Genomic DNA, 20,932 nt, shown 5'->3' on the forward strand with positions numbered 1-20,932 from the left:
TATGACGGCTTTGATAAACACGGTATTGTCAGGCAAGGCACATTTGCGACACGGAATTCCACTTGCCCGACCCGCTGAAATGCGTCATTGTTGACTCACGCGTCAATAAAAAGCCCGAAAACGGGCGAACACAACCAACTGGGAGCTTCTGAATGAACGAACAACTCACTCACATGTCCAAACAGGTGACGGCAGGCAAACTGACCCGTCGCGAGTTCATGGGCAAAGCCGCCGCTCTTGGCGTTTCGGCAGCCATGGCCAGCAAGATGTTTGCCGACGCGGCCCGTGCAGCCGGCCCGAAAAAGGGTGGCGACCTGAAATTCGGCCTACAGGGCGGCGAATCGACCAACTCGCTTGACCCGGCGACCTATGCAAGCTCGGTACCGTTCCAGAACGGCAAACAGTTTGGCGACCAACTGGTCGAAGTTGCACCCGACGGCACGATCGAACCACGCCTTGCCGAAAGCGTCGAAGGCAGTGCAGACGCCAAAGTCTGGACCTTCAAGCTGCGTCAAGGGGTCGAGTTCCACAACGGCAAGACTATGACCAGCGAAGACGTGCTGAAAACCATGCAGCGCCACTCGAACGAAGACTCCAAGTCCGGTGCTTTGGGCATCATGAAGGGCATCGAGTCGATGAAGGCCGATGGCGACAATTTCCAGGTCACCCTTTCCGAGCCCAACGCCGACCTGCCCTATCTGATGGCCGACTATCACCTGATCATTCAGCCGGATGGCGGTATGGAGAACCCGGCGGCCGGTATCGGCACAGGCCCCTACAAGCTGGAAGTTGATGAGCCCGGCGTCCGCCACCTGTTCACCAAGAACGAAAACCACTGGAACAGCGATTTCGGCAACTTCGACAGCGTCGAAGTGGTTGTCATCAACGACGCAACTGCCCGGACAGCTGCACTGCAATCGGGTCAGGTTCACGCCGTGAACCGCGTTGAGCCCAAAGTTGCCGACCTGCTGGGCCGCGCACCCAACCTGACTGTTCATTCGACCGCTGGTCGTGGCCACTATGTGTTCATCATGCATTGTGACACGGCTCCGTTCGACAACAACGAACTGCGTACGGCTCTGAAATACGCCATCAACCGCGCGGATCTCGTGGACAAAGTTCTACGTGGCTATGGCTCGATCGGGAACGACATGCCGATCAACGCGGCCTACCCCCTGTTCGATGAAACCATCGAACAGCGTGAGTTCAGCGTTGAAAAAGCAGCCGAGCACTACAAGAAATCCGGCCACGATGGTTCGCCGATCATTCTGCGTGTTGCAGATGGCGCCTTCCCAGGCGCAGTGGATGCGGCGGCGCTGTTCCAGCAAACCGCAGCTCAGGCAGGTATCCCGCTGGAAATCAAGCGTGAACCTAATGACGGTTACTGGTCGGAAGTGTGGAACGTTCAGCCGTTCTGTGCCTCCTACTGGGGTGGTCGTCCCGTCCAGGACCAGATGTACTCGACCGCGTATCTGTCGAGCGCAGACTGGAACGACACGCGCTTCAAGGTTCAGGCCTTCGACGACATGCTGTTCGCAGCGCGCGCCGAACTGGATCCCGAGAAACGCAAGGGTATCTACAGCCAGATGGGCCAGATGGTCCGCAACGAAGGCGGCCTGATTTGCCCGATGTTCAACGACTTTGTCGAAGGCATCAGCAACCAGCTGGACGGTTGGGAATCTGATCCGACGCAAGAGATGATGAACGGCAACATCTCACGCAAGATGTGGTTCGTGTAATTCGGGCAACGGATAATGCATCCTATCATCAAACTGGTTTCCCAGCGCCTTGCGCTGGGACTCCTATTGCTGCTCGGCGCTTCGGCTCTGATTTTTGGCCTGACCGAAGCCCTTCCGGGAGACGCCGCGCAAGCCGTCCTGGGGCAGTCCGCAACCCCTGAGGCCCTTGCCAACCTACGAGAAGAGATGGGCCTGAACCGCCCTGCCCTAACCCGCTATTTCGAGTGGTTGGGTGGCATCGCGCAAGGCGATCTAGGGCAATCCCTCACCAACAAACTTGATATCTCCGAGAGCATCGGAAAACGCCTCGGCAATACGTTGTTCCTTGCTTGCGTTGCTGCGATCGTTTCCGTTCCGCTGGCGATTTTCCTGGGCCTTCTGGCCGTTCGGTTCCGCAATCGCTGGCCCGACAAGCTGATCTCGGCGATCACGCTGACGACAGTTTCAATTCCCGAGTTTCTGATCGGCTACGTGGTGATCTACTTTATCTCAGTTAAACTGGGCTGGTTCTCATCCCTGGCGATGATCAACGACTCCATGACATTCGGGCAGAAGCTGAATGCAATTGCCCTGCCGGCTTTCGTTCTGACGCTGGTGGTTCTGGCACAAATGATGCGCATGACCCGCGCGGCCATTCTGAACCTCATGCAATCGGCCTATATCGAAACCGCCGAGCTTAAGGGGCTCAGCACCTTTCAGGTCATTGCACGCCATGCCTTCCCCAACGCGATTTCCCCGATCGTAAACGTTGTGATGCTGAACCTGGCCTATCTGGTTGTCGGCGTCGTCGTGGTCGAGGTTGTATTCGTCTATCCCGGCATGGGGCAGTATCTGGTGGATGCGGTGACCAAACGTGACGTGCCCGTCGTGTTGGCCTGCGGCGTTGTATTCGCGGCCGTCTATATCGGCCTGAATATGGTTGCCGATATCGTGTCGATCCTTGCCAACCCAAGACTGAGGCATCCGAAATGATAAAGAACATTCCTCTTTCGGCACTGATTGGCCTCTTGTTCACTGGCGCATATTTCTTTGTGGCCATCGCGGCCCCATTGATTGCGCCCTATGGAATGGCAGAAGTTGTCGGTGATGTGTGGGAGCCTGCCAGCGCCGAACATTTGCTAGGCACGGACAATATCGGGCGAGATCTTCTGACCCGCATGATCTATGGCGGGCGCACGACGATCTTCATCGCTGCCGCCGCAACCTTGCTCAGCTTTTTGACCGGTACGTCTCTGGGTTTGCTGGCCGCCGTTCTGGGCGGATGGGCAGATCAGGCACTCAGCCGGACTGTTGACCTGATCATGTCGATCCCGACCCTGATCCTGGCACTGGTTATTCTGGCCATCGTTCCGGTGACCGTTCCAATCCTGATCCTTGTGATGGGTCTGCTGGACGCAACCCGCCCCTATCGACTGTCGCGCTCGGTCGCGGTGGACATCAACGTGATGGACTACGTCGAAGCCGCGAAACTGCGCGGTGAAGGGCGCGCATGGGTTATCTTCCGGGAAATCCTGCCCAACGCTCTGTCACCTCTGGTGGCCGAGTTCGGGCTGCGGTTCATCTTCATGGTTCTGTTCATCTCGACCCTGTCCTTCCTGGGCCTGGGCGTGCAGCCGCCGCTGGCGGACTGGGGCGGCATTGTGAAGGAAAACAAGGACGGTATCGTCTATGGCATCGGTGCTGCCCTGTGGCCCGCCGTCGCCATTGCGACCCTGGCCATCTCGGTCAACCTTGTGGCTGACTGGGTTCTGAACCGCACCACATCGCTGAAAGGAGGCCGGGGATGAGCGACGATATCCTTCTCAAGGTCCGCGACCTCAAAATCGGCGCGACCGTCTATCCGCCGGGCGAAAAGCCCCATGACATCGAAATCGTGCACGGGGTCAGCTTTGACCTCGAACGCGGCAAGGTGCTGGGCCTGATCGGTGAATCCGGTGCCGGTAAATCCACCATCGGTCTGGCCTCGATGGCCTATGGCCGGGGTGGCGTGAAGATCACCGGCGGCGAGGTCTGGGTGAACGGGCGCGATATCCTCAAGACATCTCATGGGGATATCCGCAAGCTGCGCGGGGGTGAGGTCACCTATGTGTCCCAATCCGCTGCCGCGTCGTTCAACCCTGCCAAAAGGATCATGGATCAGGTCGTCGAAGCGGCGGTCGAGCAGAAGAAATTCACTCGTAAACAGGCCGAGGCCCGTGCACGTGAACTCTTCGCCAAGCTGGGCCTGCCCGATCCAGACAATATCGGCAGTCGCTACCCGCACCAGGTTTCCGGTGGTCAGCTGCAACGCTGCGTGACCGCACTGGCCCTATGCCCTGAGCCTGATCTGGTGGTGTTCGACGAACCCACCACAGCCTTGGACGTGACCACCCAGATCGACGTTCTGATGGCCATCAAGGAAGCCATTGCAGATACCGGCGTCGCTGCGCTTTACATCACCCACGACCTGGCGGTTGTGGCGCAGGTTAGCGACGACATCATGGTTCTGCGGATGGGCGACACCGTCGAGTACGGCAATACCGATCAGATCATCAACAACCCGCAGGAAGACTATACCAAGGCCCTGGTCTCGGTCCGGTCTATCGAACATGAAGAGAAAAAGCCGACTGCGGAGCCGGTTCTTCAGGTCGACGGTATTACCGCACGCTACAAGGGTCTGAACTTCGACGTTCTGCACAACGTCAATGTTGAGCTCCACCCGGGGCAGACTTTGGCGGTTGTGGGCGAATCCGGCTCGGGTAAATCCACGCTGGCGCGTGTGATCACTGGCCTGCTGCCTGCACGCGAGGGTGAGATTACCTTCAACGGGCGCAAACTGAGCTCGGATCTTAAGGGGCGCACGCGCGAAGACCTGCGTGAGCTGCAGATGATTTACCAGATGGCAGACACGGCGATGAACCCGCGTCAGACCGTCGGCACGATCATCGGCCGCCCGTTAGAGTTCTACTTCAACATGCGCGGGGCCGAGAAACGCAAACGCGTGGTCGAGCTGCTGGATGAGATCGAACTGGGCGAAAAGTTCGTCGATCGCTATCCGGCGGAACTCTCCGGTGGCCAGAAACAGCGCGTCTGTATCGCGCGGTCACTGGCGGCCAAACCCAAGATGATCATCTGTGATGAGGTTACCTCGGCGCTGGATCCACTTGTGGCCGACGGCATCCTGAAGCTGCTGCTGGACCTGCAGAAGATCGAGGATGTGGCCTACCTGTTCATCACCCATGATCTGGCGACGGTCCGCGCAATCAGCGACAGCATCGCGGTTATGTATCAGGGTCGCGTCGCGCGCTATGGCTCGAAGTCTCAGGTGCTTAGCCCGCCATTCGACGACTACACTGACCTGCTGCTCAGCTCGGTCCCCGAGATGGAACTTGGCTGGCTGGAAAAAGTCGTTGCCAACCGCAAGATGGAGGCGGCAGGGAACTGACCCTTGCCCCAACCAACACTATGAAATCCCGGCACGTGTCAAAAACAGGTGTCGGGATTTTGCTATTCGGGGCGGGAATGGGCAGCCCAAGTGCTACGAATCTTCTAGGGTCGCCGGAAACACTCTCGAAAAGGGTCGGATCATGGACCGCAAACTCCTCCTCATCATTCTGGATGGCGTCCCGTGGCGCAACTTCCGCCGGTTGTTCGGCAATCTCGAAGGCTGGGTCGATAGTGGCGAGGCCCGCGTGTGGAAACTCCGCTCGGTCCTGCCGTCGACTTCGGCCAGTTGCTATGCTTCGATCCACACGGGTGTGACCCCGCAAGAGCATGTGTGCCCCGACAGAATTAATGCTCAATCGGGCCTATCCGGGCCTATCCGGGCCTATCTGGGATGAGGGGCGTTAAACCGCGCAGAATAAGGGGTTTTTCGGGTGCTTGAGGAGGCGTGACGATGAGGGCTCAAAATCGGGCTTGCGACAGTGATTTGCCCAATCTCGACCGCTCAGTGGTTCAGATCGCCGGAAAACGCTGGTTTTTTCTTCGCATTTCAGGGCCCGGAATCGGGCGGATTTTCCACGATCTGCGCAGGCCAGAACACCCGGATTGCGCCGATCGGTCAGAGCGCGTGGCATTGGCGTTTAACGGGGCTTTGAAGATGCGTTTAGGGCCTGTGTTAGGGCGGTTCAGGGACGGCCCCACCAGTCGGGCGGTTCGATCCCGAGGATGTCCCATGGCGGTGTCCAGGCCTTGCCCTCGGCATCAGGCCATCCATGCCGGGCTGCGGCCTCTTCCTCAGGGGTATCAAGGCAGTCGATACCGTGCAGATCGACCCATGCGGTGATCTGCGCAATGGCCTCGCGGACGCAATCCCGCAATCGGTGAATCTCTGCGGGTTCGGGCAGGCCCGCACCCCAGGGGAACCGCAGGCCGTTTCTGACAGCCCCGATGGAGCATCTCAGTTCCACGGCGAATCCGGCGCCGCAGGTCGGTTTGCCGGATTTGAGTGTTTGACGGAGCCAGTCCACGGATTGCCCTGGCTCATGATCGTAGAGGAAATCACCGAACAGCCGATCATCGAGCTCTTCGCGATCGCGTGGGTCGCACTCGGTGAGACCGTGCCTTTCGAGGTCTTCCCATGTCAGGAAACCAGCCATTCGAGAAGTCCTGCGATCAGTTGCTCCATGCGGTCTTCGCCAAAGCGCATCAGGTTGACGCGGCTGCCCCCGGCGATGGCGTGAGCATAGTTGACGTAGCCTGCGCGGTCCAGTGCGCTGGCGGCGGCATGGGAGGCCAGCCGCTGCATGGCGGGGGCGTTCATGTCGAGACCGGCCGCTTGCTCGTTGATGCGCAGCGTGGCCAGTTGCCAGAGGCGATTGGCGGTGTGGCCAAGCCCGGGGCGGGGATCGGTGGCGCGGAAGAGCGAGCCATCATGGCCCACGGCGACGACGCGCACGAGGCCGGGTCGCTTTTCCAGCTGCTCAAGATCAACAGATGACAGGGCTGCGGAATCGGGATGATTGTGCACGACGCCGATACGGCGGGCCGGGTCTCTCAATATGTCGAGCATCTCCGGAGACAAGTCGACCCGGTCTCGCGCGCCCTCCACCCATTCCACGGGTGCGGCATTGCCGCCACGCACGGGGGTGTCGGCGTCGAGATCGATGGCGGCGAGATGTTCATTGCCGGTTCTGAGGCCGCGTGCGCGGGCTTCGTGGATCAGCCCCAGTTCGATGCCGCGCGCCACCGGGTCCAGGCCCTCGGCGATGGCATCATGGCGGCCCTGCTCGGCGAGGAATGTGGCCCCGGGGTTGGTCTCAAAGCCCGGCGTGATGCCCTTGGGAACCTCAAGGCTGCGCCCGGTGCGGGGATCGGTCAGGCTGCGGGTTTCCATTGGTGGCTCGGTGGCGACGGTCAGGCCCCGGCGTTCCAGCGCGCGGGCGGAGAGCTGGCGGGTGGTACAGGCGCAGAAATAGCCGTTGGGCGGGAAATGCGCGGCCCACCAGATATGATCGACCGGCACAACCAGCCCGTGGAAAGGCTGATGCGCCGCGCGGCGGCTGGCGCGCTGGAGCTGGATATATTCGAGATAGGGAAAGACCTCTTTGGTGCGCTGGATGCGCATCCAGCGTCCGGCGGCATATGCGGTGCGCAGGTTGGTGTCGAATATGACGGCAAGGCGGCGTTTCGAGCCAAGCTGTACGATGCGGGTCTCGCCGGTGAGCGGATCGGTCATGCTCTTGCGGCCCCACCATCCGGCGGCCTTGAGCTTTGGCTCCAGCGCCGCGCGGAACTGCTCCATGGTCCAGCCCCCGGCGATGGCCTCGTCCACGGCTTCGCGGATCGTGGCCAGCAGATCGTCCTGCATCGCCTTGGCGACCACGAAGCCGCGCGCATGGGAGGCGCCCCACCAGTCGCGCCAGGAATAGCGCCCTTCAGGCGGGGCGTAGCCCTTGGCGCGAAAGAACTCTATGGCTTCCCGGGGCTGAAGCGCTGTGGCGGTGGCCAGTGGCGTGAGATCGATCGGGTCAGCCATGGGGTCACGCCTCCGGATCGCTTTCGGGCATCACCGGCGCATCGGCGGTGCCTGCGAGCTGGGCTGCAAAATCAGCGCGCGCGTAAAGCCCGGCCAGCGCTTCGGCGGCTGGGTGGGTGGCCAGTTCCGCCAGCCGGTCGCGCAACGCTTGAAGCGTTTCCGCCTCATCCAGTGCGCCCTGAACGGGAATGAGCGTGGCAGCGGCGGCCTCTGCGGCAATATCGGGGCCGATGAGATGGCCGACCAGCCCGGTGATGGCATCACCCGGGGCGCCGCCGGGCGGCGCGGCAAACTCTGCGGTGGGATCAGACATGTCGGGCGGCCTGTCGGGCCGGGGGGCCGGCTCTTCCCAGACCCCACCATAGGTCTCTTCGATATAGCTGCGCGCGGGGCGCAGGCCGGAGGCCTGGGTGATGTAATAATCGCGTTTTGCGCGGATCTCGAGGTCCTCGGGTGGCGCGGTATCGCGGTAAAGCCGGGGCACGGCAGCCCCGGGAAAGTTCCAGTGGGTGAGCCATGTGGCCACGCTGGCGTGCAGGCATTCGGAAAGCCGGTGTTCGTCACTGGCGATGAGGGCCTGAAGGGTTTCATTCTGGACCCTGGCTGTGCCCACATGCTGGCCGATCTCGGAGGTGGCGTGCTGGCCCACCACCGCTTCGGCGATCATGCGATCCAGAGCGGACAGCATGGAGCGGAAGTCTCCGCCCCCCGAGCCTCTACCACCGGCTCCACCGCCGGAACCGGCGGCGGCCAGCGTTTCCACCGACTGGCCCTCGGGCAGCGCGATGCAGCTGGCTGTCACCGCCTGTCCCATGATTGCCAGCAGCGCATCGATCTCCGGTTGCAGCGCATCCTGTCTGTATTTGCCCACCAGCACCGGCGCCCCGAACTTCTCCAGCGCCACCGACCACATGCGCAGCACCTGCCGCTTGAGCCAGACCGGCCAGATGCACCAATGCGCGGCCCCCAGCCCGAAGGGTTGCCCGCCATGGCGCGGCGGGGTGCGGTGCAGGATGTATTTTGCTGGCGGCAGCGGGATCCCGGCCGGATGGCTCCGGGTGATCAGCAGCGGCTCGAGCGTGGTCCGGTCATGGCGGATGAGGCGCGGATCGCGACTGCGGATATCGACCAGCCGGACGCGGTGCCCCTCCACCGCCCAAAGGCATTCGGAGATCGCATAGCCATACCAGATCGCGTGCAGAAGCGCCCGGCTGACCCGGTTCATGTCGAGGCCGCCCAACTGCAAGCGCAGATCGTCGGCGGCCGCCACGTCCCGCGCGCGCGTCCCGCCGGGCTCGATTGTCAGGGGGGCCGCCAGCAACCCGTCGATGCGCTGGCCCAGCACGGCGGTGGCCTTGCTGTCGGTCAGGGCGATCTCGGCGGCGTCCAGTCCGGCGTCATCGCCCGGGACACCGCCAAAGCCGCCCGGCCCGCCGGCCAGCGCGCTGCCCAGACCTTCCAGCCAGCCTGCGGTCTGACCCCAGATGCCGGTTCCGCCCAGCCGGGCGGTCTGGGCCGGTGCGGCCCGCTCTGCGGTATCGGGGCGCTTGGGGACATCACTGTCACGGGGATCCATGGCTTACCTCCAGCCAACAGGGCCCGCCAGCGGCGAGCGGATGATGTCGAGATCGGGATCGGCGCGGTAGCCCGCGCCCGCGCCTGGCCCGCCGCCCAGCCCGGCGGAGCTGAGTTGCGGACCCGGCCGCATCTCGAAGGGCCCTGCCACCGAGGCGGCTCCGAAGGCCGCGAGCGCCAGGGCCCAGAAGCGATCGGCATGCCCGTCACTGTCCTTGCGGTCGGCAACAAGGCGCGGCGCCCCGGAGGCCGAGGGTTCGGCGCGCACGGAATGCAGATCATCCCAGAGCGCGGGATCGGCGGGAATGCGAATGCGGCGATCCTCGAAGGCCTCGCGCAGGGCGCCGGCCACATCGAGCTTGCGGGCCGCCGACAGGAGCACCCCTTCCACGGTGAGCGCGCCATGGTCTTCCTGGTACTGCTCGACCACCGCCTCGCCCATGCCGGTCTGATCGACCAGGATGCGCAAGGGGCGGTGCGCGCGCGCAAGACGGCGCATTTCGGCGCGCTGTTCGGCAAAGGTTTTGTTGTCCAGTGTGACAATCTCGCGCAGCCAGAGCGTGCCCCCATCATCTTCCAGCACGGCGGCCACCCAGAGGTCGCGACGGCGCGCCACATCAACACCGATATAGCAGGGACCGGAGCCGCGATGGTCGGGGTTTCCGGCGCGCGCGTCGCGTGAGGCGGCGCGGATGAGATCATAAAGCAGCCAGGCCCCGCCGCCCGCCGAAGGCACGCAGTCGAGCTCTTCCGGCCCGTGGCGGCCATATTGGGCGCGGATGGCGGCCTCCCAGGCGGTTTCGGCCGGCTGCGTGAGCGGTTGATCGGTAAGCTGTGCAATCCGCCCATAGAGCCCCTGAGCGAGCGCGTCACGCAGTGTCACCCGGTGGAGCGTGCCCGGCTGGCGAGCCTCCCGGATATCGCGCACCAGCGTGTTGAACGGGTTGGCCTCGCCGTTATGGGTGGAGATGATCCGCACCCGGCCGCCCCAGGTCAGAAACGCAAGCGCCGCTTTCAGCACCGCGTCGAGCGTGTCGACAAAGGCGGCCTCATCGATCACCGCCACATCGCCCGGACGGCCCTTGCCCCGAAACCCGCGTGGGGAAGAGGTCATGGCGAGGATCTGTTTGCCCGAGGCCAGCGCGATCCGGAAGGCCTGGATGTCGCGGCCCTCATCATGGATCAGAACCTCGCCGGCCGCCCCGGCCGCGATGTCGAGGTCCTCGGCCCAGCCCGCGCAATCGTCGATGAAGCCGCGCGTCATGTCGCGTGCGTAGCTCTGATAGTAGATATCGCCCCGGCCCGTGCCTGCATGCATCACCGCGTGATAGGCCTCGGCCCAGCTGATCCCGATGCGGCGGGACTTCTCGATCACGGCCAGCGGGGCGGGGTCCCCCACCCAGGCCGATTGATAGGGCAGAAGGGTCCTCATGCATCACCACCCTCGACCGCCTGCCGGATCAGGGCGGCAACATCCGGGCTGAGACCGGCCCCGCGCGCGGCCGCCCCGGCCCGTTCTCCCCCGGCGCGGCGCTCGGCCTCGGCCAGGCGTTTGCGTTCCTTGTCGGCCATTGCCTCGCGCAAGCCCGATGAGCTCATGACATCCTTCATCATCCGGCCCAGGAAATGCAGATCACGCGGATCGATCTCCCCGGCCTCCCGGGTCATCTGCGCTTTCATCACCTTGAAGGCCACGGTGGTGATCATCTCGAAGAGCACCGATTGGCGGCGGGCTTCCTCTTCCAGCCCGATCTCGTCCAGCCACCCCGCCGCCCAGCCGGTGGCCTCCTGCTGAAGGCGCGAGAACTCCCGGTGTTCCTGGCCGAACCGCTGCACCGTTGAGCGCCCGATCGTGACCAGCAGCCCCTTCTCGGCCAGGCGGTCATTGAGCGCGTCGGTGATCGTGTCATAGTCGGCAAACCCCTGCGCGGCGAGCTCTTCGCGCAGCCAGTCACGGATGGCCGAGGGCAGAAGATCGATCTTGCGCCGTCGCGGCATGTCACGGCCCCTTTGGTGCGGGCCGCCTCACGCCGGGATGGAGGGCCCGGCCTTGCGCGATATCCACGCCGCGCGCGGTGGCCGAGGCCAGAACGAAGCCCTCATGGTCCTCCAGCGTCACAAGCTCCTGTTCGCTGAGCCAGGCCAGCGTTGAGACCAGCCGGTCGCGCGAGGTGGTAATGCCCAGCCCATTGCAGACATCCATGAGGATCTCCGAGTTGGAGGCATATTCGAGACAGGCCGAAAGATGGGTGAGGATGGCCAGGCGGCGGTGGGCGTCCAGTGTTGCGGCATAGCTCATCTGCGGCTCTCTCCCAGAAGATGGTCCTCGATCCGGGTGATGGCGGCCGAAAGGGTGCCCACGGCCCTGGCATCGCGCTCCATGGCGGTGCGCAACTCCGAGACCGCGCCCGCCTGGCGTTCGATGGCAAGCTGCAGCGCGTGAATGTCCTCGCGGCTGGCCAGTCCGGCCACCGCGCCTTCCAGCCGCGTCAGCCGTTCGGCGTGGCGGTCGAGCCGGTCGGTGACATCTGCCCCGGGTTCGGATCGGGATGGGTGCGGGGAGGCGCTGCGCCGCAAAAGACCCAGCCGCTGCAGGGCCACCACGGCGCCGCCCAGAAGGCCCAGGATCGCAAGGAGCGCGGCAAAGCTCTGCCAGTCTTCAGGGGTGGGCATCATCAGCAGGCCTCCGGGAAAGATATGCGGGCAAAAGGGTCCTGCCCACATTAGCGGCTTTGCGCCACATCAGTCAGCGGACCATGGTCCGCTGCTCTGGTTATACCCGGGGCGGTGCGGGATCGTTGCAGACCGGACAGGGCACACCGCGCCGCACTTCACTGTCGGTCATGTCAAAAAGCCAGCCCGCCTCATGGCCGCAGCGGCCACATGTGAAATGCCCGCCCTTTGCGGTGCGCCAGCCGGGCATCAGGCCCGGAGCCTGCCCCCGGTCATCGGCATGCATCATCACGCGGCGCATCCGGGGTGGGGGCGTCAAACCCGGAAGCCAGGGCTGGCGGCGTTCAGTCTTCACTGTGAACCGCCCGCGCCGCCTCCAGCCACATCAGACAGGCCGCACCCAGATCGCCCCCGTGGGCGACGAGGCCGTAAAGCTGTATTTCCACGATGCCGCAGGCGAGCTGGGGGATTTCCACCTTTGCCCCGGTCTCGATGAGCGCCGTGGTTACCGCCTCGGTGATCGTCTCCACATCCTCCATCCCCGAAAGCCGCTCCAGAAGGGCGGTGCGGGCTGTGGTGCCGGGATCGGCGTTTTTGTCCTGTTCTTCCATATCCATATCCTTCATCTAGGTACATTCTCCCGCTTCCGCCTGGCACAGAGCGCCTTCGGTCTCAAATATCCAGTCCCCCTGGCGCGCCACGAAATCGGCCAGCTCCGCGCAGCTTCCATCCTTGCGCCAGTATGCGCCTGAGGGGGTGTTGCTGAGGCGCGAGGCCAGCGCTTCCATCTCTATCCACCAGGCAAAGCGGTCGGGGTCATCGCGGGCCAGGGCGGCGCGCACGGCCTCTGACTTGAGAAAGCAGCCATCGCAATTGCCCAGGGGTGTGCGCCCGTCCTCACCTGCCAGCGCCAGATCGAAAGGCTGCGCGGCCCAGAACGCGGCCACGTCGCGCCGGGCAATGCCGGCCCCGGCCAGCGGATACCAATTTTGCCATCTTTCTTTGGGATCATATTTCAAGCGCGATTGTTCATCCGCTCGTATACCCAATGCCGTCGTCCAGTTTTTCCAGCCCTGACCCACCAGCCAGCGCTTGGCGGTGCGCACTTTGAGCTCGGCGGTGCAGTAGCGCGCGGCCACATTGGGCAGATGCCGCTTGCGGCGAATGAGCGCCTCAAAAGGCTCGCCGTTTTGCGACGCGGTTGCGTGATCAACCTCGACCGCGCGAGGACCATTGCCATAGCGGTATTCCAGCCAGACAATCTCCACGCCCCAGCGGGTGCCGCATGTCGCGACAAAATCCAGCGTCTCTTCCCTCTCGCGGCCGGTGTTGGTGAAGATCACCCGCACGTGGTCGGGGTCAAGCCCGCCATTGTTTTCAAGAATATGATGCAGCATCAGGGCCGAGGAGCGGCCGCCGGAAAAGGCGATCTGCACCGGGCCTTCAGGCAGGCGGAAGGGATCGGGGGCATTCATCGCGCGCGCGCCTCGCGCCGGTAGCGCCGCACGGTGCCGGTTGCAATACGCAAGGCGCGGGCGATCTCGCCTGTTCCCAGGCCGCGCCCTGTCAGCCACAGCACCACCGCGCGGCGCGCCAGCGGCACCTCCAGCACATGACCGCCACAGCCCTGCATGAGCGCCTGTGCAGGTGCGTGACCCAGAAGGGCGATCAGGGCCTGGCCCTCGGGGCTTTGATCGCGCGCGGGCACCCGCCAGCTCCGCCCGCCATGTTCCAGCGCGATGGCAAGTGCTGCCTCGCGCCCGGCGTGATCGGCAATCTCGGCCAGGGAGGCCGGCAGGGGCGCGGATGCGCAAGTCTGATGCGGGCGGGTCAATGGTCAGGTCTCCGGTGGGCGCTCCTTTGGTGCCGCAGGCTCAGCCGTTCGGCGCGGTTCGAGATCGGCCCGGCCTGGGCGCTGGTTATGGTGACGAGTGCGACCGTGCCATCTGCCGTGCGCCGCAGATGAAACCGCAGGCCCTCGCGGATCACCGCGCCCTCGCCAAAGGTGCGCATGGCGGCCTCCGCGCCCGGCACCTGCGCCGCAATCCGCGCCCTCAGCCCCTCCACATCCACACCCCAGCTGCGCTCGAGCCAGCGCAGCACCGCGTGATCGGTGACATGCAGCGACCCGGTCATGCGCCCTCCTCCGGTGCGGGCCCGGAGCGGGCCAGCATCGCGCGCAGCGACCGGATCACATCGGTGATGCAGCCCGTATCGGTCAGCGCATCCACATCGAGGGGCACAAAGGCCCAATGCGCCCCGAAGCGCGCGCGGATGAAGGCGTTGAGCCCGGCGCGGCCCGGGCGTTTCAGCGCGCCCCGGCGCCCCAGTTCGCCCCAGAGCGCGTGAATGAGGCGCACGTCACCCCTTTTGGCTTTGGGGTGGGGGTTTGCGCCGCTGTGGCTGTCCCGGTGGGCCGCGCTGGCGCCCTTCTGACCGCCCCTGTGGACGCGCCCTGTGCCATCCGGGGCTCCGCCCCTGTGGCCGCCCCCTGTGCCATCCGGGGCTCCGCCCGTTCGGCGCTTCATCCGTCCACTGGACGGATGACCGGTTGCACCGGACCGCGCCTCACCCTGCAGCGTGTTGAGATGGGCCAGCAGCAGGACCAGGTCGCGGGCGGACATGTCCCGCATCGACGCCTTGCCGGTCACAGCCAGCTGCACGTCATGGCGTGCATCTTCATCGAGTCCCAGCTTGCGGCAGGCCCCGTGCGCCCCGCGCATCAGCCGGGCGCGGTCCCCTTCGGCATATCGGCGGGTGCGGGTCATGTCACCGCCGCCCCGCCCTGCGCTTTGCGCGCCGCGCGTTCGAACCTCTTCTGCCGCCGCGCGATCCGCATCCGCTGCGCTTTATGTTCGGGCGCCTTCATCGGCAGGCGCGTGACGGGCAGACCGGAGACCCCCTCGGGGATATGCCTGATCCGCCCGGCCGCCACCGCCGCGTCGATGAGCCTGCGCGCCTCGGCGGAGAGCGGGTCGCGCGTCATGCGGGTGCCAAAGACCGCCACCGCTCAGCCCGCCTTGGCCAGATCGATGCTGATCGGCTCCCAGGCCGCATCGGGGGTGGCGCGGCGATAACAGCGCATATAGGTTTTCGAACCCACCACCCGCATCGCATCGCGGATCGCTTCCATCGCCCTGCGCCAGCGCCCGTCCGCGATATCGAGCCGCAGCAGGCTGTAGATGCCGGCGCGCGCGATCTCGCCCTCCTTGTCGACCTGGAAGGCGTGGGAGACGATGGTGCGGATCTCGGCGCGGCTGCCCTCGGCCCATTCGGCCAGGCATTCCTCCACCAGGTCGCGCGCCACCTGCAATTCGGGGCCAAAAGCCACGCGCTCGGCGATCTGCACCTGCACCTTCATGGTGCCGTCATAGGACATATAGGTGCGGTTGCCCTTGACCGAGCGGCGGCTATGGCCGCCATATTCGGCCTCCAGGATCGCATCAAACCCGCCGATCTCATCAAAGCAATGGGACCGGAACCGCCCGATCTGCCCCGAGAGATCACCGGCAAAATGAATGACCCGGCGCACCATCTCATCCTGCAACTGGTCCTGCGGGCGCACCATCTCGAGCGGTGTCAGCCGCCCTTGTGCGTCGCGCATGTAGCGCGCACCATCAATGTCCACCGTGGCCGCATCGATCCAGTTCAGCGGCGGCAGGCCCAGAGATACGGGACCGGCTTCGCTCTCCGGGTCACAGCCCTGGTCGATCCGGGCCTCGGGGCCCCTGTCGGGATGCGGGTTTGTCTGTGCCATAACATGTCCTTTCGATGTGTTGACTGTTGCAGGGGGTCTTTTGCATCCGCCCTCAGCCCTCGGCTGCGTCCTCAAAATCCACATGCGCGAAGATCGCCGGCACCCCGTCTTCCAGCCCGACGTCATCGATCTCATGCAGGCCGCCCAGGATGTCGGCGATCCAGACCTCCTCATGGGCGGGCAGCTCAGAGAGCCGTTCGATCAGCTCCTCTACGCTCATGACAGCTCTCCCGCCGCCGCTTCGATATCCGCCTCGGAGATCGCCTCGCGCCCGGCGCCGCGCGCGATCATCCAGGCGCGCGCCAGATGGCGGCGCAACCCGTGCAGCCCGCCGGGGCCTGCGGCGGCGGCGATCAGATGTTTCATCTCGCGGGCGCCCGGTTTGCGTCCCAGCGGTCCTGCGGCAATGGCGGCCACATCGCCGCGTGCCAGCGCCTTGAGATCGACCCGCATGCCGATCCGCCCCGTCACCTGCGGACAGCGCGCCAGCGTCATGCGGATGGTGTCATCGCCGATGAGCGCCAGCCCGCAGCCGGCCATGTCGCGAATGCAGCGGAGCTCATCAAGCAGGGGTGCGCGCAGATGATGCGCCTCATCGACCACGATGAGCGCGCCGCGCCCCTCAAGGCCGGCCACAATCGCCTGCTCGGCCTCCATGGAATGGGTCGGGCGTGCCCCCGCGCCAAGGGCTGTGCCGAGCCGCGAAAGCAGCCGGGGCAGGGTCGTGAGCGTCGGCGAGGCGCGCAGCCAGATCGCCTGCGCCCGGCCCGCGCAATGGGTCTCGGCCGCCCAGGTCTTGCCGCGCCCCGAGGGGCCGTGGATCAGCGCCAGATCGCCCGCCGCCTGGGCATAGGCCAGGGCGGCACTGACCGCCCGCGTGGCACAGGTCTCGGCATGGGCATCGAGCCGGGCCCCGCCAAAGGCATGGGCGGCGCGCTCGGCGCGGGTATCAAGCCAGCGCCCGATCCGCGCCTCCACGGCGTCATTGTCGCCGCCATAGCTGCCGTTCAGCCAGCTTGAGAGCGTGGGGGCGCTGACCCCGGGACCGATCTCGGCCGCAGCCCTGGCGCGCGACAGGCCAAAGGCGGCCATTTCCGCCTCCACCCGCGCCCGCAGCTCCGCCGGGGCGGGGGCGGGATCGAGGGCGGCTGAGGCGGGATCGGGGTTCGCAGACTTCCCGCGCGCCTCACGCGCAAGGGGTGTGATGTTTTCTGCCGGTTCCATCGGGGGTTTCTCCTCTCTCAGATGTCTTCATCCAGAAACAGTTTCGCGGCCGCCTCCAGCGCAGGGCTGGCGCCCCCGGCCCCGCCAGCGGTGCGGCGGGAGGCTTTGGGTGCGGCGCTGGACGCAGACCCGCCTGCGCCCGCACGGGCCTCGGCCGCCTTGCCGGCCTCCTTGAGTGCCGGCGTCTCATGGGGTTGATCCGCCCGTGCCCCGGTGCTGGAAAAGGCAATCACCTTGCCCGCCGCCTCCTCAGACGCGCTGAGCACATCCTCCATCGCCCCTTTGGGATTGTGGGCGCGGGCCAGATCGCGGGCGTCCTTGCGGGCGGCACTGTCGGCCTTGCGGGCCCGGGTTTTCGCCTGCGCCGCAATACGAGCCAGATCAGCCCCGGTGCGCGCGGGGTCCTCGGCCATGAAGAGAAACCGCCCCTCAGGCGAAAACACGAAAAGACGCGCGGGATCGGCAGGGTCATAGCGCAGCTCCACCCGCTCACCCACGCGGGTGCCCATCTCCGGGGCCATGTACCAGATACCCCCCACCGAAAGGCCGTGCTTGGAAATGGTGCGGCGCGGCCCGTCTCCCGAGCGGCTCACCGGCTCGGCCAGCAGCGGATCAAGCGCGCGCGGATCGCCGATCCGGCGCAGGGGCCTGTCCGGGTCTCCCGGCCATGCCGCCATGCGCTGAAAAGGGCTCTCGCCGGTGCCGCCATGGGCGCGGCGCCCATAGATGGCCTCGACCCAGATGTCGCATTTACGCTGCAGCTCCGCCCCGGAAAGCGCGATGTCAAAGGTCTCGGCCGCGTCCGTGCCGCGTCTCTGGGACATGGACTTTTTTGCCTCAAGCTTCTTGCGGTCCATCACGTCATGGCCGGTAAAGCCCGGCAGGAAGGCAAAGAGATCGCGCGTCATCGTGCCGAAAAAGCGCTCGATATAAGGTTTTGCCTCGGGCGTATAGGGCGGGCAGATGTCATGCTGGATGCCCAGGTCCGAGAGCACCCGGGTGAGATGGCGCGAGGTGTAGTCCCGGCCCTCATCGGTGCGCGCCACCTCCGGCACGCCCCAGTCGACAAGGCAGCGCCGCAGGAGCGCGCAGATCGCCGTTGCCCGGCTGGTGGGCACCACCAGAACCTTCGCCCGGCGCGCCCAGACATCAATGGCCCCCACGATCGTATGCCGCCCGTCGGTGCAGATCACATCCGCAGGCGTCGAATCCAGTTCCCAGAGCGCGTTGGGCGCGCGCACTTCCGCCGCCGCGCACCCAAGCGCAGGGGCCAGCCGCGCGCGATGCCCGTCAGGATCAGAGACGGCCGAGAGCGCACGGGCGTTCTCCGCATCGCCCCGCCAGGTCTTCAGCCAGCGCTGTGTCGCGCGCAAGGACGGCGCCTTGCCATAGCGCGCCTTCAGCACCCGCACCACATGGGAGGCGGTCAGGTGTCCCCCGTGCTCATGGATCAGCGCAAGGGCGCAGTCGCGCATCTGCGCGTCACTGAGCGGCCCGCAGCGCCCGCGCCCGGGCCGGTCGGTCAGCACCACCAGCCGCGCCTCGGGTGCCAGGCCCTGGCAGGTCAGACGCCAGCGGCGCACGGTGTCACCTGTCACCCCGGCGCCTTTTGCGGCCCGGGCATCCGCATCCGCCCGCGCTATCCCTGTGGCTATCAATCGCTCGGAGGCCGCCACCGCATCGAGCCGCATCCGCGCCTGCGCCAGTGCGGCAGACGAGCGGGGTGCGCTCGGGGGTGCGTCTGAACGAGACGGAAGACCGGCGGAAGGCACCGTGCCTGAACGGGTCTTTGAGGGGGCCTTGAGAGCCCCTTTAGCGGGTTTTGAATTGGACAGGCAGGGGGTCGTGCGGGCGCCTTGCAGGGGTGCTGCAGGGGGCGGGTTTGGCGATATGGCGGGTTTGGGTGGTGCGAATGTCATGGGCTATGGCCTGAAATCCCTGCCGGCAAGGGGCCGGCTTGTTCCGGGGTGGCGTCATCAACCGTCATGGCGTCGTGACGGTTTGCATCCGTCGCCAGGCGGGTGAGCGACGCGCTGACTTTTCCGGCCAGCTTCGTAACCCTCTCCTCCAGCGCCCGTCCGATCAGGGCCTCCAGTGACGGGGCCAGGCGGCGGCGTGCATTGCCGTGCAGACTTGCAACCGCGACCGCAAGATCCTCCGATTCCGTCGCAGCGAGAATGCGGCGATAACCCTCCTCCACCATATCAAGGCCTGCCTCGATATCGGCGCGCACACCATCAACCACGCGCCGCGCCGCATCGGGCCCCGCCCGCTCGGCCTTCAGCGCCTCGATCTCCGCCTTCAGTCGCGCGTTTTCACGCTCGGCACGGCCCCTTGCGGAGCGCTCCGCCATCACGCCGCGCAGCCGGTCCACGGACCAGTTGTAAAGCGAGGCCTCGGCCAGAACCGCGTCGCCCTCTTCCGGCTCCAGCCCCGCCACTTCGGCATGATGCGACCAGCTCAGTTCGTCCCGGCGTCGGGACGGTTCGATCCGCCGCGCCACCGAGGCGCGGTTCTTCAATGTGCCCAAAGGCACGTCCAGCTTTTCCGCCAGCCGCGTCATGTCGCCATAGGCCGTCGGGCGCTCGGCAACCCAGTCACCCATCTCCCAGGCAATGCCGTCAAGGCCACGGTCGAACGCCCTTTCGCGCGCCACAATCGAAAGACCCTTCTCTTCCCATTCGGCATCAAGGCGCGCCTCTATCTGTTCGCGGGGCTCAATCATTGTGCGTCCTCTTTTCCAGTGTGGCCTTGCTGATCTTCGGGTTCCGGCAACACGGGGGCGCGTTCGGCCGCCCCTTGAGCCGGTGGCGGGACCGGCCTCACAAGCCGGTAGAGAAAGATGCGCTCCATCGTCATCGGATCGATACCCTGGCGGCAGGCAATCTCCGCGCCGTTGGCGCGCAATTCCGCCACGGCCGCATTCACGGCGCAGACATCCGCCCCCGTCACGATCTCGCGCGTCGAGTGCTCCCGCCCGTCGCGCAAAAACGCGTGCAGGCGCTGCAGGCGCGGGGAGCGGGAGAGGCGCGCCGCATGCATCATGAGCGCCCTCCCCCACAGGGCGCACCGCCACCCGCAGGGGTCTCGTTGAGATGCGCAAGCACCTCCGCCACCATCAGCGCCGCCCCATCACAGGCCTCGATGCGCGCCTGCGCCCGGGCAATGCCACGGGTCACCGCCTTATGATCGCGCCCGCCAAGGGCCGCACCGATGCGCCCATACGTGGCTTGCGTGAGGGCAGCGCACAGGCACATGGCCATCTGCCGCGCCTGTGCAACCTCCCGATCCTTGAAACCCCCGCGCAGCGCATCCGCCTCCAGCCCGGCCACATGGGCGCTCACCAGGACAATCCGCGCCAGCGCGCGGTCCTGCCCGCCCGGCAGATGCGGCAGCGGCGCAAGCTCGCTGAGCAGGGCGCGCAGCTCCGCGCGCGAAAGGGGCGGTGTGTCGCTTTGCGGGACGGGTGCGTGCCCCGTCGCAGGGGATGTTTCCGGGGTTATCTCGGGGAGTGTTTCGGGGGCGGTCTTGTCGTCCGCCTCGCGCCCGATCCTGTCGCCCGTCTCAAACGCCATCACGCCGGTGAGCGCCGCCTCTGCGCGGGCCATCGCGCCGCAGGCTTCAAGCTCTGCGCCAAGGGCCGCCGCCTTGCGCAGTCCGCCCAAGGTGGCTTTGGCGGTGCGGGCATCCATGCGGCCGCAGGGTTCGGCCGGGCCGATCGACCGGCCCGCCTCCGCAAGGGCGCGGCGCAATTGCCGGAAATCGGAGGCGGCGCTCATGGGCTCACCGCCCAGGCAAGCACCAGCAGAACCCAGAGTGCCCCGAACAGCGAGACCGCGCCAATGAGATCGCTCAGCCAGTGATCGTCCAGGGCGCGGACGAGCCGGGCAAGAAGGCCTCCACGGACAGGGCCGTGGGGGCAGGTGCTGCGCGCTACAGGCGGGCGCGCAGAGCCAGGGAGTAACCGGTCAGGGGTGGCGGCCGGGTCAGGCGTGACGCCCTCCC

At 65.7% G+C, this 20,932-nt stretch carries 25 protein-coding genes and 1 pseudogene; 5 read left to right on the forward strand and 21 right to left on the reverse strand.

Annotated features, from left to right (window positions below):
• The first annotated feature begins 152 nt into the window (after positions 1–152).
• The 5 genes and pseudogenes from ACOERD_RS11020 to ACOERD_RS11040 form a co-directional block, all read left to right on the forward strand.
• Positions 153–1,739 (forward strand): ABC transporter substrate-binding protein, encoded by a 1,587-nt coding sequence (locus ACOERD_RS11020; protein WP_419739059.1) that lies wholly within the window; start codon positions 153–155, stop codon positions 1,737–1,739.
• A 15-nt stretch (positions 1,740–1,754) separates the two neighbouring features.
• A complete protein-coding gene (locus ACOERD_RS11025; RefSeq protein WP_170374804.1) occupies positions 1,755–2,711 on the forward strand; it encodes an ABC transporter permease in 957 nt (318 codons plus the stop codon).
• Complete coding sequence (locus ACOERD_RS11030) at positions 2,711–3,526, forward strand: ABC transporter permease (RefSeq protein WP_170375341.1); 816 nt, start codon at positions 2,711–2,713, stop codon at positions 3,524–3,526. The genes ACOERD_RS11025 and ACOERD_RS11030 overlap by 1 nt, the downstream gene beginning before the upstream one ends.
• On the forward strand, positions 3,523–5,163 hold the full coding sequence (locus ACOERD_RS11035; protein ID WP_419739060.1) for an ABC transporter ATP-binding protein: 1,641 nt from the start codon (positions 3,523–3,525) through the stop codon (positions 5,161–5,163). Before ACOERD_RS11030 ends, ACOERD_RS11035 begins: the two co-directional genes overlap by 4 nt.
• 142 nt (positions 5,164–5,305) lie before the next feature.
• Positions 5,306–5,500 (forward strand): annotated as a pseudogene (locus tag ACOERD_RS11040) (alkaline phosphatase family protein); the annotation flags it as partial.
• 348 nt (positions 5,501–5,848) lie between these two features.
• Here ACOERD_RS11040 and ACOERD_RS11045 read toward each other — a convergent pair.
• The 21 genes from ACOERD_RS11045 to ACOERD_RS11145 all read right to left on the reverse strand — a co-directional run bounded on the left by ACOERD_RS11045 (position 5,849) and on the right by ACOERD_RS11145 (position 20,706).
• Positions 5,849–6,319 (reverse strand): hypothetical protein, encoded by a 471-nt coding sequence (locus ACOERD_RS11045; RefSeq protein ID WP_419739061.1) that lies wholly within the window; start codon positions 6,317–6,319, stop codon positions 5,849–5,851.
• Entirely contained in the window at positions 6,304–7,530 is a 1,227-nt protein-coding gene (locus tag ACOERD_RS11050; RefSeq protein WP_419738687.1) for a phage minor head protein, read from the reverse strand. Before ACOERD_RS11050 ends, ACOERD_RS11045 begins: the two co-directional genes overlap by 16 nt.
• A gap of 172 nt (positions 7,531–7,702) precedes the next feature.
• On the reverse strand, positions 7,703–9,274 hold the full coding sequence (locus ACOERD_RS11055; RefSeq protein ID WP_419739062.1) for a phage portal protein family protein: 1,572 nt from the start codon (positions 9,272–9,274) through the stop codon (positions 7,703–7,705).
• Between the two features lie 3 nt (positions 9,275–9,277).
• Positions 9,278–10,705, reverse strand: coding sequence for a hypothetical protein (locus ACOERD_RS11060; RefSeq protein WP_419738328.1), 1,428 nt, complete (start codon positions 10,703–10,705; stop codon positions 9,278–9,280).
• Entirely contained in the window at positions 10,702–11,271 is a 570-nt protein-coding gene (locus ACOERD_RS11065) for a phage protein Gp27 family protein (RefSeq protein WP_419737724.1), read from the reverse strand. The genes ACOERD_RS11060 and ACOERD_RS11065 overlap by 4 nt, the downstream gene beginning before the upstream one ends.
• A 1-nt stretch (position 11,272) precedes the next feature.
• Complete coding sequence (locus ACOERD_RS11070) at positions 11,273–11,572, reverse strand: hypothetical protein (protein ID WP_419737723.1); 300 nt, start codon at positions 11,570–11,572, stop codon at positions 11,273–11,275.
• Complete coding sequence (locus ACOERD_RS11075; protein ID WP_419737722.1) at positions 11,569–11,997, reverse strand: DUF2730 family protein; 429 nt, start codon at positions 11,995–11,997, stop codon at positions 11,569–11,571. Before ACOERD_RS11075 ends, ACOERD_RS11070 begins: the two co-directional genes overlap by 4 nt.
• A gap of 49 nt (positions 11,998–12,046) precedes the next feature.
• The gene (locus tag ACOERD_RS11080; protein ID WP_419737721.1) at positions 12,047–12,301 is read right to left on the reverse strand and encodes a hypothetical protein; all 255 of its coding nucleotides are present in this window, start codon (positions 12,299–12,301) and stop codon (positions 12,047–12,049) included.
• Positions 12,291–12,572: a hypothetical protein gene (locus tag ACOERD_RS11085; RefSeq protein WP_419737720.1), complete on the reverse strand. Its 282-nt coding sequence runs from the start codon at positions 12,570–12,572 to the stop codon at positions 12,291–12,293. The genes ACOERD_RS11080 and ACOERD_RS11085 overlap by 11 nt, the downstream gene beginning before the upstream one ends.
• Complete coding sequence (locus ACOERD_RS11090; protein WP_419738330.1) at positions 12,573–13,382, reverse strand: phosphoadenosine phosphosulfate reductase family protein; 810 nt, start codon at positions 13,380–13,382, stop codon at positions 12,573–12,575. It abuts the gene before it with no gap.
• Between the two features lie 35 nt (positions 13,383–13,417).
• Positions 13,418–13,780: a hypothetical protein gene (locus ACOERD_RS11095; RefSeq protein ID WP_419738331.1), complete on the reverse strand. Its 363-nt coding sequence runs from the start codon at positions 13,778–13,780 to the stop codon at positions 13,418–13,420.
• A complete protein-coding gene (locus ACOERD_RS11100) occupies positions 13,777–14,082 on the reverse strand; it encodes a hypothetical protein (RefSeq protein ID WP_419738332.1) in 306 nt (101 codons plus the stop codon). Before ACOERD_RS11100 ends, ACOERD_RS11095 begins: the two co-directional genes overlap by 4 nt.
• A complete protein-coding gene (locus ACOERD_RS11105) occupies positions 14,079–14,714 on the reverse strand; it encodes a hypothetical protein (protein ID WP_419739063.1) in 636 nt (211 codons plus the stop codon). Before ACOERD_RS11105 ends, ACOERD_RS11100 begins: the two co-directional genes overlap by 4 nt.
• A complete protein-coding gene (locus ACOERD_RS11110; RefSeq protein ID WP_419739064.1) occupies positions 14,711–14,932 on the reverse strand; it encodes a hypothetical protein in 222 nt (73 codons plus the stop codon). The genes ACOERD_RS11105 and ACOERD_RS11110 overlap by 4 nt, the downstream gene beginning before the upstream one ends.
• A 24-nt stretch (positions 14,933–14,956) precedes the next feature.
• The gene (locus ACOERD_RS11115; protein WP_419739065.1) at positions 14,957–15,703 is read right to left on the reverse strand and encodes a DUF3164 family protein; all 747 of its coding nucleotides are present in this window, start codon (positions 15,701–15,703) and stop codon (positions 14,957–14,959) included.
• 52 nt (positions 15,704–15,755) lie between these two features.
• Positions 15,756–15,923, reverse strand: coding sequence for a hypothetical protein (locus ACOERD_RS11120; protein ID WP_419739066.1), 168 nt, complete (start codon positions 15,921–15,923; stop codon positions 15,756–15,758).
• Complete coding sequence (locus ACOERD_RS11125; protein WP_419739067.1) at positions 15,920–16,927, reverse strand: AAA family ATPase; 1,008 nt, start codon at positions 16,925–16,927, stop codon at positions 15,920–15,922. Before ACOERD_RS11125 ends, ACOERD_RS11120 begins: the two co-directional genes overlap by 4 nt.
• A 17-nt stretch (positions 16,928–16,944) precedes the next feature.
• The gene (locus tag ACOERD_RS11130) at positions 16,945–18,618 is read right to left on the reverse strand and encodes a Mu transposase C-terminal domain-containing protein (RefSeq protein ID WP_419739068.1); all 1,674 of its coding nucleotides are present in this window, start codon (positions 18,616–18,618) and stop codon (positions 16,945–16,947) included.
• Between the two features lie 224 nt (positions 18,619–18,842).
• Positions 18,843–19,652 (reverse strand): hypothetical protein, encoded by an 810-nt coding sequence (locus ACOERD_RS11135; protein WP_419737802.1) that lies wholly within the window; start codon positions 19,650–19,652, stop codon positions 18,843–18,845.
• On the reverse strand, positions 19,649–19,972 hold the full coding sequence (locus tag ACOERD_RS11140; RefSeq protein WP_419739069.1) for a hypothetical protein: 324 nt from the start codon (positions 19,970–19,972) through the stop codon (positions 19,649–19,651). The genes ACOERD_RS11135 and ACOERD_RS11140 overlap by 4 nt, the downstream gene beginning before the upstream one ends.
• The gene (locus tag ACOERD_RS11145) at positions 19,969–20,706 is read right to left on the reverse strand and encodes a helix-turn-helix domain-containing protein (protein WP_419737804.1); all 738 of its coding nucleotides are present in this window, start codon (positions 20,704–20,706) and stop codon (positions 19,969–19,971) included. The genes ACOERD_RS11140 and ACOERD_RS11145 overlap by 4 nt, the downstream gene beginning before the upstream one ends.
• Positions 20,707–20,932 lie beyond the last annotated feature (226 nt).

The organism is Ruegeria sp. (assembly GCF_965199275.1).
GTDB lineage: Bacteria > Pseudomonadota > Alphaproteobacteria > Rhodobacterales > Rhodobacteraceae > Ruegeria.